17 protein-coding genes are annotated in these 16,478 nt (G+C 63.6%); 15 read left to right on the top strand and 2 right to left on the bottom strand.

The annotated features are described in order from the left end of the window. The first annotated feature begins 1 nt into the window (after position 1). The 4 genes from pyrF to C1A35_RS01355 all read left to right on the top strand — a co-directional run bounded on the left by pyrF (position 2) and on the right by C1A35_RS01355 (position 2,611). Entirely contained in the window at positions 2–706 is a 705-nt protein-coding gene (gene pyrF / locus C1A35_RS01370) for an orotidine-5'-phosphate decarboxylase (protein ID WP_104662579.1), read from the top strand. 115 nt (positions 707–821) lie between these two features. Next, positions 822–1,109 carry a DUF1330 domain-containing protein gene (locus C1A35_RS01365; RefSeq protein WP_104662578.1) on the top strand — a complete coding sequence of 96 codons (288 nt, stop codon included), beginning with the start codon at positions 822–824 and terminating at the stop codon, positions 1,107–1,109. Positions 1,110–1,228: 119 nt separating this feature from the next. Beyond that, positions 1,229–2,209, top strand: a complete 981-nt coding sequence (locus tag C1A35_RS01360; RefSeq protein WP_104662577.1) for a complex I NDUFA9 subunit family protein — start codon at positions 1,229–1,231, stop codon at positions 2,207–2,209. Positions 2,210–2,449: 240 nt separating this feature from the next. Continuing rightward, complete coding sequence (locus tag C1A35_RS01355) at positions 2,450–2,611, top strand: hypothetical protein (RefSeq protein WP_104662576.1); 162 nt, start codon at positions 2,450–2,452, stop codon at positions 2,609–2,611. Between the two features lie 169 nt (positions 2,612–2,780). Here the strand turns inward: C1A35_RS01355 and C1A35_RS01350 are convergent, their stop codons facing one another. Beyond that, positions 2,781–3,587, bottom strand: a complete 807-nt coding sequence (locus tag C1A35_RS01350; RefSeq protein ID WP_104662575.1) for an undecaprenyl-diphosphate phosphatase — start codon at positions 3,585–3,587, stop codon at positions 2,781–2,783. Between the two features lie 159 nt (positions 3,588–3,746). Between C1A35_RS01350 and C1A35_RS01345 the strand changes: the two genes are divergently transcribed. The 10 genes from C1A35_RS01345 (at position 3,747) to C1A35_RS01300 (ending at position 15,267) form a co-directional block, all read left to right on the top strand. Then, entirely contained in the window at positions 3,747–4,439 is a 693-nt protein-coding gene (locus C1A35_RS01345; RefSeq protein WP_104662574.1) for a glutathione S-transferase family protein, read from the top strand. Beyond that, entirely contained in the window at positions 4,420–5,622 is a 1,203-nt protein-coding gene (gene queG / locus C1A35_RS01340; protein WP_199772831.1) for a tRNA epoxyqueuosine(34) reductase QueG, read from the top strand. Before C1A35_RS01345 ends, queG begins: the two co-directional genes overlap by 20 nt. Next, positions 5,610–6,485, top strand: a complete 876-nt coding sequence (locus C1A35_RS01335; protein WP_104662572.1) for an SDR family oxidoreductase — start codon at positions 5,610–5,612, stop codon at positions 6,483–6,485. Before queG ends, C1A35_RS01335 begins: the two co-directional genes overlap by 13 nt. 461 nt (positions 6,486–6,946) lie before the next feature. Continuing rightward, the gene (locus C1A35_RS01330; RefSeq protein WP_104662571.1) at positions 6,947–7,321 is read left to right on the top strand and encodes a septal ring lytic transglycosylase RlpA family protein; all 375 of its coding nucleotides are present in this window, start codon (positions 6,947–6,949) and stop codon (positions 7,319–7,321) included. A 134-nt stretch (positions 7,322–7,455) separates the two neighbouring features. Further along, a complete protein-coding gene (locus C1A35_RS01325; RefSeq protein WP_104662570.1) occupies positions 7,456–8,742 on the top strand; it encodes an RsmB/NOP family class I SAM-dependent RNA methyltransferase in 1,287 nt (428 codons plus the stop codon). 189 nt (positions 8,743–8,931) lie between these two features. Next, entirely contained in the window at positions 8,932–10,212 is a 1,281-nt protein-coding gene (locus C1A35_RS01320) for an imelysin family protein (protein WP_104662569.1), read from the top strand. A 48-nt stretch (positions 10,213–10,260) separates the two neighbouring features. Next, positions 10,261–11,790, top strand: a complete 1,530-nt coding sequence (locus C1A35_RS01315; RefSeq protein ID WP_104662568.1) for a di-heme oxidoreductase family protein — start codon at positions 10,261–10,263, stop codon at positions 11,788–11,790. Continuing rightward, the gene (locus C1A35_RS01310) at positions 11,790–12,902 is read left to right on the top strand and encodes an imelysin family protein (protein WP_104662567.1); all 1,113 of its coding nucleotides are present in this window, start codon (positions 11,790–11,792) and stop codon (positions 12,900–12,902) included. Before C1A35_RS01315 ends, C1A35_RS01310 begins: the two co-directional genes overlap by 1 nt. A gap of 207 nt (positions 12,903–13,109) precedes the next feature. Further along, positions 13,110–14,099, top strand: a complete 990-nt coding sequence (locus tag C1A35_RS01305; protein WP_104662903.1) for a magnesium transporter CorA family protein — start codon at positions 13,110–13,112, stop codon at positions 14,097–14,099. 76 nt (positions 14,100–14,175) lie between these two features. Next, a complete protein-coding gene (locus C1A35_RS01300) occupies positions 14,176–15,267 on the top strand; it encodes a DUF1513 domain-containing protein (protein WP_104662566.1) in 1,092 nt (363 codons plus the stop codon). A gap of 42 nt (positions 15,268–15,309) precedes the next feature. Here the strand turns inward: C1A35_RS01300 and C1A35_RS01295 are convergent, their stop codons facing one another. Beyond that, positions 15,310–15,864 carry a GNAT family N-acetyltransferase gene (locus tag C1A35_RS01295; protein WP_104662565.1) on the bottom strand — a complete coding sequence of 185 codons (555 nt, stop codon included), beginning with the start codon at positions 15,862–15,864 and terminating at the stop codon, positions 15,310–15,312. Positions 15,865–15,949: 85 nt separating this feature from the next. Between C1A35_RS01295 and C1A35_RS01290 the strand changes: the two genes are divergently transcribed. Beyond that, complete coding sequence (locus C1A35_RS01290) at positions 15,950–16,402, top strand: TspO/MBR family protein (protein ID WP_104662564.1); 453 nt, start codon at positions 15,950–15,952, stop codon at positions 16,400–16,402. The last annotated feature ends 76 nt before the right edge of the window (positions 16,403–16,478 follow it).

Genomic DNA, 16,478 nt, shown 5'->3' with positions numbered 1-16,478 from the left:
GATGACCGAAACCGCGCGCGACAGACTGATCGTAGGCCTCGACCTTCCGACGATTGCCGAGGCAGAGAAGATCGTGTCGACGCTCGGCAACGACGTCTCCTTCTACAAGATCGGCTACCAGCTGGTCTTTGCCGGCGGCCTGGAATTCGCGCGCGACCTGGCCAAAAGCGGCAAGAAGGTCTTCCTCGACATGAAGCTGCTCGACATCGACAACACGGTGGCCAAGGGCGTCGAGAACATCGCCAAGATGGGCATGTCGATGCTGACCCTGCACGCCTATCCGAAGGCTATGAAGGCGGCCGTCGAGGCTGCCAAGGGTTCCGACCTCTGCCTGCTCGGCGTCACCGTGCTCACCTCGATGGACGAGCAGGACGTGATCGATGCCGGCTATGAATACGATCCGCATACACTGGTGCTGCGCCGGGCCGAGCAGGCCCGCGCCGCCGGCATGGGCGGCATCGTCTGCTCGGCGGAGGAATCGGCGGCAGTCCGCAAGATCATCGGGCCGAACATGGCCCTCGTCACCCCCGGTATCCGTCCGACCGGCGCAGACAAGGGTGACCAGAAGCGCGTGATGACGCCTTCCGAGGCGCTCAAGGCCGGATCCAGCCACCTTGTCGTCGCGCGCCCAATCGTCGCAGCCGCCGAGCCGCTTGCCGCCGCCCGGGCAATTCTCGCCGAAATGGACGGCGCGCTGGCACGCTGACGCGGGCGACGCACCTTCAGACATGACGACCCCGCCGATCCGCTTGACCTCGGCCCGAATTTGCCGGAAGTAACACTCCCGTCAGCCGTTCGCGCTGCAAGACGAGGAGCTCAATATGGCCAAGGGATACTGGATCGCACGGGTCGATGTCCGCGACCCCGAGCGCTACAAGGACTATGTGGCGGCGGCAAAGCCCGCCTTCGAGAAATACGGCGCCAATTTTCTGGCACGCGGCGGTACGCATCATCGACTGGAGGGCGGCGTTCGCGCCCGCAACGTCGTCATCGAGTTTCCGTCGCTGCAGGCAGCGGTCGACTGTTACAACTCGCCCGAGTACCAGATTGCCGCCGCGATCCGCCAGGAAGTCGCCGACGCCGAAATGGTGGTCGTCGAAGGCGTCTGATCCCTCGGCCGCCACCTTCCGCAGGCCCTGCAAGCCGACGCCGATTGGCCTTCACCTCTCGCGGCTGTTGGGCTATGTAGCAATCAATTCTTTCCGACCCGATCAGGAGTGCACATCCCATGACCTTGTCCAACCTTCCGCCGCTGGTGACGATTTTCGGCGGATCCGGGTTCGTCGGCCGTCATGTGGTGCGCGCGCTCGCCAAGCGCGGCTATCGCATCCGCGTCGCCGTTCGCCGGCCGGACCTTGCCGGTCATCTCCAGCCGCTCGGCAATGTCGGCCAGATCTCCTTTGTCCAGGCGAACCTGCGCTACCGCAAGTCGGTCGACCGTGCCGTCGAAGGCTCCGACCACGTCATCAACTGCGTCGGCGTGCTGTTCGAAAGCGGCCGCAACACCTTCGATGCGGTGCAGGATTTCGGCGCCCGCGCCGTGGCCGAAGCTGCCCGCGGCGTCGGTGCCACGCTGACGCACATCTCGGCCATCGGCGCCGACGCGTCCTCTGCATCGAACTACGCCCGCAGCAAGGGCCGCGCCGAGGCCGCTATCCTGGAAACGAAGCCCGACGCGATCATCCTGCGTCCGTCGGTCGTCTTCGGCCCCGAGGACGGCTTCTTCAACAAGTTCGCCAACATGGCCCGCTTCTCGCCGGTCCTGCCGCTGGTCGGTGGTGGTGAGACGAAATTCCAGCCCGTCTACGTGACCGACGTCGCCGAAGCTGTGGCCCGCGCCGTCGATGGCAAGATCGCCAAGGGCAAGATCTACGAACTCGGTGGCCCGGATGTCCTGAGCTTCCGCGACTGTCTCGAGATCATGCTCAACACGATCGACCGCAAGCGCACGCTCGTCTCGCTGCCCTTCGGCGTCGCGTCCCTGATCGGCAGCGTTTCGTCGCTGATCCCCTTCGTCACGCCGCCGCTCACCGCCGACCAGGTGGTGTTGCTGAAATCCGACAATGTCGTCTCGGCAAAGGCCGTATCGGAGGGCCGCACGCTTTCCGGCATCGGCATCGAGCCGACGATGCTGGAGCCGATCCTGCCGACCTATCTGGTGCGCTACCGCCCGCAGGGCCAGTATACCCGCAGCGGCCGCGCCGCCTGATCGGCAGCGACTAAGCGATTTTTTTGAACGGCCGCCGGAACCACCGGCGGCCGTTTTCTGTTGTATTGCGGTAACAGCGTTGCAGTTCTGCCGCAGTCGGAAAAGCGATTGGCATTTACCGCAAATTCAACATGTCCTGATATTGATCATGTCATATCCACCAACTAAACACCGCCTCGCGCCCCCGATCCCAAGGCATGACGGCGGGCGGCAGCAGCAATCTCGAAAGGCATAGCGTCCATGGGCAAGTCGATCGCAATCTTTTTTGCGTGTGCGGCACTGATCATTCTGGCTGGCTCATTCATCGCGCCGAACACGGTCGCGAGCAGCGGCAAGGATTGTGCGCCGGCCTACGGCGTCGATCCGTGCACGACGGCATCGATCGATCTTTCCGGCAACTAAGGCCGGCGCCTCGACGAGGCATCAAAAAGTTATTGGCGGGGGCCAGTGGCCGCGTGCGTTTCTCCTTGAGACGCACGCGGCTTTGTTTTTGGAGACCTGTTTCAGGTCAAAGAAAAAGGCGCGTCCGGAACGCGCCTTTTTTCTTCGATTGAGATCCGTCGATCCCGGCTCAGCCGAGAAGCCACAGCCCGATCAGGCCGGCGGTCCCGACGATGATGCGCCAGATGGCGAACGGCGTGAAACCGCGGCGCGAGACGAAGTCGAGCAGCGAGCGCACGACGAAGATGCCGGCGACGAAGGCGGCGATGAAACCGACGGCAATCACGGTGAAGTCGTCGAAGGACAGCGCGTCGCGGTTCTTGTAGAGGTCCAGCGTGAAAGCGCCGAGCATCGTCGGCATGGCCAGGAAGAACGAAAACTCGGCGGCCGAGCGCTTGTCTGTTCCCATCAGCAGGGCGCCGGCGATCGTCGCACCGGAACGGGAGGTGCCGGGGATCATCGCCAGGCACTGGAACAGGCCGATTTTCAGCGCCAGCGACGGCGGATAGTCCATCACGTCCGTGTAGCGCGGCTGAAGCGGCAGCCGGTCGATCACATAGAGGATGATGCCGCCGACGATCAGCACGACGCAGATCAGGGCGGGCGTTTCAAACAGCACCGTCTTGATGAAATCATGGGCGATGGCGCCGATGACCGCCGCCGGCAGGAAAGCGAGCAACACCGACACCACGAAGCGGCGCGCCTTGACGCTTGTCGGCAGCGCCAGTGCGATCGACAGAAGCTTCTGGAAATAGACGAGCAGGATCGCCAGAATGGCGCCGAGCTGGATGAGGACGGCGAAGGTGTTGCCCGGCGACTTGAAGCCGAGGAAGTGGCCGGCGAGAAGGACGTGCGCCGTCGACGAGACGGGGATAAACTCCGTCAGGCCCTCGATCAGACCGAGGACAAGCGCACTGATGATCGATTGATCCGCCATATATGAGATTTTCCTGACAAGTTTTGGAGTGGGAGGAAAAGGCTGATTCGCTTGTGTTTGCCACCACAAATTTCTATAGCTCTAACACATGAGCCGTGGCCAGACGCTTGCGCCGCCACGCTGACGCCCCCAGCAAAGCCCTGAGAAGCCAGATCATCGATGCCGACACTGTATCACCACCCCATGTCCGCCGCTTCACGCTTCGTTCGCCTGATCCTGTCGGAGTACGGCTACCAGACGGAACTGACGGAGGAGCAGCCCTGGGAGAACCGGCGCGACTTCCTGGCGTTGAACCCGGCCGGTACGCTACCGGTCTATGTTGACGACAGTATGAGGGCGCTCTGTGGCGCCACGATCATCTCGGAATATCTCGACGAGACGAACGGCATCATGAAGCGGGATCGGCGGCTTCTGGCCGAGGACCCGTTCCAGCGCGCGGAGATCCGCCGGCTGGTCGAGTGGTTCCTGCAGAAGATGGAAGCCGACGTGACGCGGCCGCTGGTGCGCGAACGGATCTACAAGCTGCAGATGACCCCGGACCAGGGCGGCGGCGCGCCCGACAGCAAGATCCTGCGCACCTCCCGCGCCAACATCCGCCAGCACATGAAATATCTCTCTTGGCTGGCCGGATCGCGCACCTGGCTTGCCGGCGACCGGATTTCCTATGCCGACCTCGCTGCCGCCGCGACGGTGTCCGTGCTCGACTATCTCGGCGAAATCGACTGGTCGGACGCCCCGACCGCCAAGGAGTGGTACCAGCGGCTGAAGTCCCGCCCCTCCTTCCGGCCGCTGCTCGCCGAGCGCGTGCGCGGCGTGACCCCCGTTCCGCACTATGCGGATCTCGACTTCTGAGGCGGAAACCGTGCCCGGCATCGATGCCAAGGCAGACAGCGAGGAACGGCGGCGGCAGAAGCTGACGGCGTTCCTGAAGGCCGAGGCGGCCGACAAGGGCTTCGATCTCTGTCGCATCACCCGGCCCGACGCCATTCCGCAGGCGCCGGCACGGCTTCGAGACTTTCTCGACGAGGGCTTCCACGGCACGATGGACTGGCTCGAAGAGACGGCCGGGCGCCGCTCCGATCCGCGCACGCTCTGGAGCGAGGTGCGATCCGTCGTCATGTTCGCGATGAACTACGGGCCGGACGACGATCCGCGCGGCATTCTCGAACAGGTCGACCGCGGCGCGATCTCCGTCTATGCCCAGAACCGCGACTATCACGACATCATCAAGGGCAAGCTCAAGGAAGTCGCAACCCGATTTGCCGCGCGCGCCGGAGAGGACGTCAAGGTCTTCGTCGACACGGCCCCGGTGATGGAAAAGCCGCTGGCCGAAAAGGCGGGCCTTGGCTGGCAGGGCAAGCACACCAATCTCGTCAGCCGCGAGTTCGGCTCGTGGCTGTTTCTCGGCAGCCTGTTCACAACTGCAGAGCTGGCCTTCGACGAACCCGAGCGCGACCATTGCGGCTCCTGTCGCGCCTGCCTGGATGCCTGTCCCACCGACGCGTTTCCAGCGCCCTACCGGATCGACGCGCGGCGCTGCATTTCCTACCTGACGATCGAGCACAAGGGCCCGATCGACAGGGAACTCAGGCCGTTGATGGGCAACCGCATCTATGGCTGCGACGACTGTCTTGCCGCCTGCCCCTGGAACAAGTTCGCCCAGGCAGCCTCCGAAATGAAGCTGAAGGCCCGCGAGGACCTCAAGGCGCCGCCCCTCGAGGCCCTGCTCGCTCTCGATGATCCGGGCTTTCGCAGCCTGTTTTCGGGTTCGCCGGTCAAGCGCATCGGCCGCGATCGCTTTGTCAGGAACGTGCTGATCGCGGCGGGCAACTCCAGGGATGCCGCACTCGCGCCCGCAGTTCGAGCGCGCCTCGCCGACGCCTCACCGGTCGTTCGGGCGATGGCGGTCTGGGCGCTGTCACGATTGGTCGCGCCCGCGGCGCTTGCGGAAATTGCCGAACAATGCGAGCGAGAGACTGACGAAGACGTCCTCAACGAATGGCAGATTGCGGGAGTAAGCCGATGCATGTCCTGATCCTTGGCGCCGGCTATTCCGGCACTGCAATCGCACGGGCGATGGCCCCCACGGCCGACAGCGTCACCGGGACCTCTCGCACGGCCGAGAAAGCCCTGAGGCTCGAACAGGCCGGCATCCAGTCGATCCTCTTTGACGGCGAGACCATCTCTGACGACCTTGCCGCCGCTTTCGGACAGGCAACGCACCTGATCCAGTCGATCGCGCCCGGCCGCGACGGCGACCCCATGTTTCGCGCCGGGAGCCCGGACCTCGCGCAGCTGGCGCCAAACCTCAAATGGATCGGCTATCTCTCGACGGTCGGCGTCTACGGCGATCATGGCGGCGCGTGGGTCACCGAAGACATGCTGCGCAAGCCGGTTTCGGCGCGCTCGGTCGAACGGGTGGAGGCGGAGGACGCCTGGATCGCCTTCGGCGCGAAGCAGGACATTCCGGTCGCCGTGCTGCGGCTTGCCGGTATCTACGGCCCCGGCCGCAACGCCTTCTGCAATCTTGCAAACGGTACCGCCAGGCGCCTGATCAAGCCGGGCCAGGTCTTCAACCGCATCCGCGTCGAGGATATCGGCGCCTCTGCACTGTTTCTTGCCGACAACGGCACCTCAGGCGTCTTCAACATCACCGACAACGAGCCGGCGCCGCCGCAGGACGTGGTGGCGGAAGCAGCAAGGCTGATGGGCGTCGAGCCGCCGCCGGAGACCCCGTTCGAGCAGGCGGAACTCTCGCCCATGGCCCGCTCCTTCTATGGCGAAAACAAGCGCGTTTCGAATGCCCGCATCCGCGCCGCAGGCTTTGAGTTTGCCTATCCGGATTATCGCGTTTCGCTTGCACAGCTCTGGCAGTCCGGCGCCTGGCGCGGACAGTGAAATGCAATAGGGCACGCGCCTGACAGCATAACCCGTAATGCTTATAGAACGCCGACAGTCAGTCCGTCAGTAATGGTGAGGGCTCGGCGATCGCAATTGTGACATTCTTTGGATATTCGTTCGATACTTGGCGAATTTCATACAACCTGTGCGATAGTAGCGAGTTTTCGACCATCAAGAATCCGGAAGATTCGTCCAATTCGAAATTTTTAATGAAGTTTTTCGTTTACCACCGAGCTCGGCTCGCGTGCGGAGGCCGTCGAGCGTTCAACCGCTGATTCCAAAGAACTTCCGCGATGCATTTAAACTATTTCAAACAATCTACGTTTTTGAATTTTCGTCCTTTTTTAATAAACCCTAATAGAACGTAAACGGTTGAAGCACGTTTTCGCCATTTTTCGCCCCAATTAGCGGTTCCCAGAAGTTTTTAACCAAGTGTTTTGACCGAGGGGATCGCCAGTTTGACGCCAGCGAAGATCAAGACTGCTGCCGCGGCAGCGCTGTTCACGACCGCGATCGGTCTCGTTTCCGTTTCCGATAGCCATGCAGCCGGTGCTGGCTGCGGCGGCGCATCCTGGTATGCGCTGACCTCCAAGACCGCCTCCGGTGAACGCATGAATGCCGCGCACCTGACGGCCGCTCATCGGAGCCTGAAATTCGGCACCAAGGTGCAGGTCACCAACAAGCGCAACGGCAAGAGCGTGGTCGTTCGCATCAACGACCGTGGGCCGTTCATTCGTGGCCGCGTGATCGATCTTTCCAAGGCTGCAGCCTCGCAGATCGGCATGATCCGTTCCGGCCATGCCAGCATCTGTTATCGCGTCATCAATTCCTGATCTTGAAATACTGCGGCCCGGCCAGTGGCCAGGCGGCTTTACTTGGGAAGACCGTTCCGAGCGGTTAATCTTCTCTTCCGTCTTGCTCTTCGATGCCATCGCCGTTACCACGGCGAAAAAGGAGTTGATCGAAGATGCGTTTGGGCGGCAGGCTCGCTGGAGCCATTGAGGTTCTTGAGGATATCGAAAAGCGGAAGCGCCCGGTCGCCGACGCGCTCAAGGATTGGGGCCTTGCCCACCGTTTCGCCGGATCCGGCGACCGCTCCGCGATCGGCAACATCGTCTACGACGCCCTTCGCATGAAACTCTCCCACGCCTACCTGATGGACAGCGACAGCGCCGCCGCACTCGGCCATGCCGTCATGTACCGTCAATGGGGCTTCACGCCGGAAACGCTCGCAGCCGAACTCGATGGCGACAAGTTTGCGCCGGAGGCACCGGCTGAACAGCTTCAGGCCTTCACGTCGCGCCGGATCGAAGACGCGCCGGCCCACGTGCAGGGCGATATCCCCGAATGGGTCCAGGCCTCCTTCGAAGAGAACTTCTCCGACGACTGGCTGGAGGAAGCCAAGGCGCTCGCCGGCCGACCGACGCTCGACCTGCGCGCCAACACGCTGAAGGCCTCGCGCGCCAAGGTGCTGAAGGCGCTCGAGCGCAGCGGTGCAGAACCTGCAACGATCGCCCGCAACGGCATCCGCATTCCGGCCGGCGAAGGCGCATCGCGCCTGCCGAACGTCACGGCCGAACTCTCCTTCCAGAAGGGCTGGTTCGAGGTCCAGGACGAAGGCTCGCAGATCGTCGCCGATCTCGCCTACCCGCAGGAAGGCGAGCAGGTGCTCGACTATTGCGCCGGCGGCGGCGGCAAGACGCTGGCCATGTCGGCGGCGATGAACAACAAGGGCCAGGTGCACGCCTACGACACCGACCGCAAGCGGCTTGCCCCGATCATCGAGCGGCTGAAGCGCGCCGGCACCCGCAATGTCCAGGTGCATGAATCGACCGACAGCCTCGCGCCGCTTGCCGGCCGCTTCGACCGCGTTCTGGTCGACGCGCCCTGCACCGGCACCGGCACCTGGCGCCGGCGGCCCGACACCAAGTGGCGGCTCAACCAGAAGAACCTCGAAGAGCGCATCTCCCAGCAGGAAGAAGCGCTGGCGAGTGCCGCCCAGTTCGTCCGGCCCGGCGGACACCTGATCTACGTCACCTGCTCGGTTCTGCCGGAGGAGAACGAGGCGCAGGTCTACGGCTTCTGCGAGGACAACCCGGAATTCGAGATCCTGTCGGCCGCCGACATCTGGGCGACGCTGTTCGGCACCGACAAGCCGCAGCCCTGGTCGGCCGACATGAAGACAGTGACGCTGACGCCCGCCTCGACCGGCACGGACGGCTTCTTCTTCTGCCTGATGCAACGCAAGGGTTGACGCCGTTTGACATTGGTCAAAATACGCGCATCAGATTGAAAACGTTCTAAACTATACACTTTGACACAAGTTTGCTTTTGGTTCATGAGAGGCAGGCTCGGCCGGGCCTCGTCATGTGGCCCCAACGCCTGAACGACGCCGCATTTGCGGGCTCGCTCGGCTGCGCCGAAGGAGCAACAGGAGAGGGTCATGACCAAGAATTTCTTCCGCGGCGCCGCGCTGGCGCTGATGACGGCGACGTCGGCGCTCGCCCTGCAGCCGGCCCATGCCGCAACCGATGCCGCCGCCGTGGTGAAGCACTACACCGCCGTCGCCCACGCCAAGTTCGAAGATGCGCTGACGACCGCGGAAGCGCTGCACAAGGCCGTCGACGCGCTGATCGCGACGCCGAGCGAAGAAACGCTGAAGGCTGCGCGCGAAGCCTGGCTCAAGGCCCGCAACCCCTATCAGGAAACCGAAGTCTACCGCTTCGGCAACGCGATCGTCGACGAATGGGAAGGCAAGGTCAACGCCTGGCCGCTCGACGAAGGCCTGATCGACTATGTCGATCCGAGCTACGGCAGCGAGAGCGACGAAAACGCCCTCTTCACCGCCAACGTAATTGCCAACAAGACGATCAAGATCGACGGCAAGGACGTCGACGCTTCCAACATCACGCCGGAATTCCTGGCGGGCACGCTGCAGGAAGCCGGCGGCATCGAGGCGAACGTCGCGACCGGTTACCACGCAATCGAGTTCCTGCTCTGGGGCCAGGATCTGAACGGCACCAAGGCCGGCGCCGGCAACCGCCCCTATACGGACTACGACACCAAGGCCTGCACCGGCGGCAATTGCGACCGCCGCGCCGCCTATCTGAAGGCCGCTTCCGAGCTGCTCGTTTCCGACCTCAAGGAAATGGTCGCCAACTGGACCCCGGATGGTGCCGCCACCAAGGCCGTCGAGGCCGATCCGAAGGCCGGGCTCGTTGCCATCCTCACCGGCATGGGCTCGCTCTCCTATGGTGAGCTTGCCGGCGAGCGCATGAAGCTCGGCCTGCTGCTGCACGATCCGGAAGAGGAGCATGACTGCTTCTCCGACAACACCCACAACTCGCATCTGCACGACGCGATCGGCATCCAGTCGGCCTATACGGGCGAATACACCCGCGTCGACGGCACGAAGATGACCGGCCCGTCGCTCTCCGAACTCGTCGCCGCCAAGGATGCAGCGCTCGACAAGGAGATGGTGGCCAACCTTGCGACCACCGTCGAGAAGATGCAGGCGATGGCCAAGCGCGCGGAAACGACCGAGGCCTACGACCAGATGATCGGCGAAGGCAATGCCGAGGGCAACGCCACGGTGCAGGCGGCGATCGACGGCCTGATCGCCCAGGCAAAGACCGTGCAGCGCGTCATTGCGTCGCTGGATCTCGGCACCGTCGAGCTTGAAGGGTCCGACAGCCTGGATAATCCTAACGCCGTCTTCCAATAAGCTGAAAAGGCGGGCCGCTCCCAACCGGTGCGGCCCGATCCTAAACGGATGAAACCTGGCGCATCTCGCCTTCCTGTGCTGCTTCTCGCCCAGGCACTCTTTCTTGCCTTGCCCGCTGCGGCCGGCGACGATCTTGCAACCACGCGCACCGACCTCGACAGCAAGGACCGCAACCGCGTCGCAGCGGTGACGCGGCCGGCGACGGATTTTTCCAAGGCGGAAACCTTCGAAGCCATGTCCGGCGGTGCTGCCACCTCGATCGCGCCCGTCAATGCCGACAGTTTCTCGCAATTCTCGGCCAACCTGACCTTCCAGGAGGAAGAGGGCTTCAAGCTCGGCAACGCGCTCTTTCGCAAGCTTTGGGTTTCCTCCCCGTCCTCGACCCAGGCCTCCGACGGGCTCGGCCCGCTCTACAACGCCCGAGCCTGCCAGAGCTGTCACCTGAAGGACGGGCGCGGGCGCCCGCCCGAGGGTGCCGCCGATACGACCTCGATGTTCTTCCGCCTGGCGCGGCCGCCCCGCGACGACGAGGAGCGCCGGATGGTTGCGGCGCACGAGGTGGTGAACTTCGGCGACCCTGTTTATGGCGCCCAGCTTCAGGACAGCGCCGTGCCCGGCCTTGCCGCCGAAGGCCATCTGAAGGTCAGCTACACCGAAGAGCCCTTCACCTTCCCCGACGGCGAAACCGCATCTCTGCGCCGGCCCAGCTATTCCGTCGCAGACCTCGCCTATGGTCCGCTCGATCCTGAAACGACACTGTCGCCCCGGGTCGCACAGCCGATGATTGGCCTCGGTCTGATCGAGGCGATCCACGAGGCGGATATCCTCGCGCTTGCCGATCCTGACGATACGAATAGGGACGGCATCAGCGGGCGACCGGCGCTGGCGCGCGATCAAAGGACCGGCAAGCTGCTGCTCGGGCGCTTCGGCTGGAAGGCGCAGAACGCCACCGTGCGGCAGCAGAGCGCCGATGCCTTCGCGACCGATATCGGCATTTCCTCTCCCGACGCCGACCGACCGCACGGCGACTGCACTGCAGCGCAGGAAAAATGCCTGACGATGCCGACCGGCGAGCAGGCGCGTCTCGGACCGACCGAGGCACCCGATCCGGTGCTGAACCTCGTGACCTTCTACTCGGAGAACCTTGCCGTGCCGGCGCGGCGCAAGGCGAGCTTTACTGAGACGCTGCGCGGCAAGAAGGCCTTCAACGACCTTGGCTGCATCAGCTGCCACATGCCGAAATTCGTCACGCGCCGGGATGCGGCCAACAAGGCGCAGTCCTTCCAGCTCATCTGGCCCTATTCAGATTTCCTGCTGCACGACATGGGCGAAGGTCTCGCTGACGGCCAGCAGGTGGGCGTTGCCAGCGGCCGCGAATGGCGCACGCCGCCGCTCTGGGGCATCGGCTTGACGAAGACGGTCAGCGGGCACACTTTCCTGCTGCACGACGGACGCGCCCGCAATTTCACCGAAGCGATCCTCTGGCACGGGGGAGAGGGGCAAAAGGCCCGCGACGCCTTTGCCGCCCTTGCCGCAGACGATCGCCGCGATCTCCTTGCCTTCCTGGAGTCTTTGTGATGCCTCACCTACGCAAACTTGCCCTCGCGCTCGCCTTGAGCACCTTCGCCCTCCCCGCCGTGGCCCAGGAAGGAAGCGCGCTCTCGCCGCGCGTCGTCAACGAAGCGGCCGTGCCCACGGTCATGGCCAAGGCCGTCGAGGCCTTCATCATCCCCGGCTACCGCAACCTCACCGAGAAGGCGGCGGCCGCAAACGCCGCGACGGCCAAGCTTTGCGCTGCACCGTCGCAGCCGGCGCTCGAGACCGCTCAAGGCGCGTTTTCCGACCTGGTCGGCGCCTGGTCGGCGATCGAAATCGTCAGGCTCGGTCCGGCGCTCGAACAGAACCGCTTCGAACGCTTCCTCTTTTATCCCGACCGCAAGAGCACGGGCCTGAAGCAGGTGCAGGCGATCCTTTCGAAAAAGGACGAAAGCGCCACCGACGAGGCCAGGCTCAAGGGCAAGAGCGTCGCCGCGCAAGGGTTGGGCGCGCTCGAATATGTGCTCTACGGTACGGGCGCCGAAACGCTCCTGAGCAAGGAGGGCGACTTCCGCTGCCGCTACGGCCTGGCGATCACCAAAAACCTCGACACCATCGCCAACGAGTTCCTGGCCGCCTGGCAGAAGCCCGACGGCGTTCAGGCCGCCTGGAAACATCCAGGCCCCGACAATCCGGAGTTTCGCGACAGCCGCGAGGCGGCGACCGAGCTTCTCGGCATTCTCGTCCATGGCGTCGAGACGGTGAAGGACCAGCGGCTGAAGCCGTTCTACGAGGGCACGGACGACAAGGGCCGTCCGAAGCTCGCGATCTACTGGCGCTCCGGCAACACCATGGCGTCGATCGCCGGCAATGTGCGGGGATTGAAGACCCTGTTCGACGTCGCCGACATGCAGAGCCTGCTGCCGGAAGACAGCCGCTCGGTCGCCGGCTCCGCCGACTTCGTGTTCAAGTCGGTGATCGGCATGGCCGGCAATATCGACGGACCGATCGATCAGGCGCTTGCCGATGAAAACAAGCGCGCCAAGCTCGCCTTCCTCTCGCTCAACACCAACGATCTGCTCGACCGCCTGAACAAGGATTTCGGCGGCGCGATCGGGCTTGGTGCCGGCTTCTCCTTTGCCGACGGCGATTGAGAAATCCGGCTCTTCGACCGGGTGTTGACAATGACGATTTTTGGGCGCAAAGCGCTTCCCGTGTCCGCTCTCGCGGGCACGTTTCACCACAAGGACCAACTCACAATGAACCCCGACAGTCGAAGTCGAGCCTTCACGCTCACGGCCGTCCGGTCCTGATTGATCAGGGCTTCAGGCGGTCGGATGACTCGCCCTATGGAGCCCAATATGCTGCGCATCTTCAAAAGCCAGAACAGCCACCTCGTGCTTGTCGACATGCTCGATGGCATCGCCCTGCCCACCCCTGCCATCTGGTACGACCTTCTCAATCCGTCGCCTGAGGAAACGCGCCTGGTCGAGGGCCAGCTCGGTATCGAGATCCCGACCCGCGACGAGATGCAGGAGATCGAGCTTTCCGACCGCCTCTACCAGGAAAACGGCGCCGAGTTCATGACGATGACGGCGGCTGCCAAGCTCGACAGCGACTACCCGGTCAAGGTGCCGGTGACCTTCATCCTCAAGGGCACGACGCTGGTTACCGTGCGCCATGCCGACCCGAAGCCGTTCCAGACCTTCTCCCACCGCATCCAGAAGGCCAATGGCCAGATCTGCGAAAGCGGCGAACTGGTGATGCTCGGCCTGCTGGAAGCGATCATCGACCGCACCGCTGATGCGCTGGAACGCGCCGGCAGCGAGGTCGACGGCATTTCGCGGGACGTGTTCCGCAAGACCAATGCCAGCGCCACCAAGAAGACGCGCGACCTGCAGTCGCTGATCGAGCAGATCGGCCAGAAGGGCGATCTCTTGACGGTCATCCGCGAGAGCCTCGTCAGCATCGGGCGGCTCGTTGCCTATCACGTGGCGCTCGAGGGCATGGGCCCGCGCAAGGCGGCCAAGGAGAGCCGGCAGCGGATCAAGCTGATCCAGCGGGATGCGACCTCACTCGGCGACCACGCGCTGTTCCTGTCGAACAAGATCAATTTCCTGCTCGACGCGACGCTCGGCCTCATCAATCTGGAGCAGAACCAGATCATCAAGATCTTCTCGGTCGCTGCCGTCGTCTTCCTGCCGCCGACGCTGGTCGCTTCGATCTACGGCATGAACTTCGAGGTGATGCCGGAGCTGCAATGGCAGTTCGGCTACCCTGCGGCACTGATGCTGATGGTGATGTCGGCGATCGTGCCCTATTTCTACTTCAAGCGGCGGGGCTGGCTCTGAACGCTTGAATGGCAAGCCGAGGCGGCGGCGCAAGAGCCGCCGTCTCGCGATTAATCTTGTGGCTGGAGGCCATGGCATGCGGGCCGCGACAGACCTGATCGACCGGCGCAGTTTCCTGAAGATGGCGGGTGCGGCCTGGGTGGCGAGCCTTGCGCCCGATCGCGCCTTTGCACTTGCGAGGGCGGATGCGGTCTTCGCCTCGGCCTTCATGGCACAGGACGGAAGCTACGGCGTTGCGACGCTGACGGAAGCGGGCGAGATCATCGACCGCACGGCGCTGCCCGCGCGCGCTCACGGCATGGCCTACTCGCCGGTGACGCGCCGGGCCGTCGCCTTTGCCCGCCGGCCCGGCACCTATGCGATGATCCTTGCGACCGACGGCAGGGTCGAACCTGTTGTTATTGCCGCGGCGGAGGGCCGCCATTTCTATGGCCACGGCTGCTTTTCGGCCGACGGCAAGCTGCTCTACGCCACGGAGAACGACTTTGCGACCAATCGCGGCATGGTCGGCATCTATGACGGCACCAACAAATTTGCCCGCATCGGCGAGTTCCCGACCTATGGCATCGGCCCGCACGACATGACGCTGACAGCCGACGGCCGCCTGCTTGCGATCGCCAATGGCGGCATCGAGACCCATCCGGATTTCGGCCGCACCAAGCTCAATCTCGACCATATGGAGCCGAGCCTGACGCTGGTCGATACCGCGACCGGCGCGCTCGTTCAGAAGCACGGCCTGCCGGATGACCTCAGCCGCCTGTCGACCCGCCATGTCGATATCGGCCCGAAGGGCGAGATCTGGTTTGCCTGCCAATACGAGGGCGCGCGCAACGACCTGCCGCCCCTCGTCGGATCCTTCACCGAAGGAGAGGATCTGAAATTCCTGTCGCTGCCCGAGGATACAACGGAAGCGCTGGCGAACTATGTCGGCGCCATCGCCGTCAACCGGAACGAAGGGTTGATCGGCCTGACTTCCCCGAAGGGCAATGTCGCCGTGACGCTCGATGCCCGAACCGGCGCGGTGCTGAAGGAGGAGCGCGTCGCCGACGCCGCCGGCGTGGCCGCGGCCGATCACGGCTTTGCGGTGTCCTCCTATGACGGCCGCTTCAAGAATAGCCAGAGCCGCGTCGCCTGGGACCAGCACATCGTGCGGCTCGACCGCCGCTAGGCGCACCGCAACCGGGAGCCGCCGCGGTCTTGCGTGCACCCTTCAGGCCGAAAGGCGGCCCTCGCCCGCAAGTGTGGCGAGGTCGTTCCAACGGTAGGCGGTCTGCTCCTGATTTTCGCCGCCGAGGCTGACCTGCCCTTGTCCGACGGCGACGGCACCGAGATGCTCGTAGAAGGCCCGGTTCGGGTTGCTGGAAAGCACCCAGGCAAACAGGGACTTGCCGCCCAGCTCCCGGCAATGGCCAGCGACGCTGCGCACCAGCGCCGAACCGATGCCAGCCCCTTGGAACTCCTTGAGGATATAGAGCGCATAGAGTTCGCGATCGAAACGCGGCGGCATCGAACGCGCCTTGCCATAGTTGGCAAAGCCGATCACGCGGTTGCTGCTCATGTCCACCGCGACCAGATGGAAGACGTCGGCGATGCGCATGCGCCTTGCATGGCGCAGCGCCTGTTCCTCGACAGTCATGGCGTCGAGGAAGCCATCGGAAATCAGCCCGTGGAAGGTCGATCGCCAGGTTTCGACGATAACGGAGGCGATCATCATGATGTCATCCGGGCCGGCCGGCCGGATGTCGATGCGTTGGATGGTCTTCATGGCAGATGATATAGGTGGCACATCGCGGCTTCGAAACAGCGTCCACTGCTGGAAAGCCTGAAAGTCTGTTCTATCTGTGGCAGCAATGAACAGAACTGCCGTCTACACCGTCTTCATCGCCGCCGTTCTTAGCCTCGGCCTTCTCATCGGCACCAACAACATCCCCGGCGAATGGTACCAGTCGCTGGCAAAACCCACCTTCAACCCACCCAACTGGGTCTTCGCCCCGGTCTGGTCGATCCTCTACGTGGTGATCGGCGTCGTCGGCGCTCGGATGTTTCTCGCTTTTCGCCACACCGCCGCCATGCGTCTTTGGCTGGCGCAGATGATCCTCAACTTCCTCTGGTCGCCGCTGTTCTTCGGCATGCAGGACATCTCTTCGGCCCTGATCGTGATCATCGCGCTCTTGATAGCGGTTGCCGCATTCGTCATCGCAAGCTGGCAGCGGGATCGCATTTCGGCGCTGCTCTTCCTGCCCTATTTCGCCTGGGTGGCGTTCGCGACCGTGCTCAACAGCTCGATATTGCTCATGAATTGAACTTGTCCGACCTTCACGACCGTGCCACTCTCCGCCGTGCATAATGATGCCGCCCGACAAAAAAGGCCCATGGACT

This window comes from Ensifer adhaerens (assembly GCF_002940685.1).
GTDB classification, from domain to species: domain Bacteria; phylum Pseudomonadota; class Alphaproteobacteria; order Rhizobiales; family Rhizobiaceae; genus Ensifer; species Ensifer adhaerens_E.
This window is presented reverse-complemented; position numbering and strand designations above follow the sequence as displayed.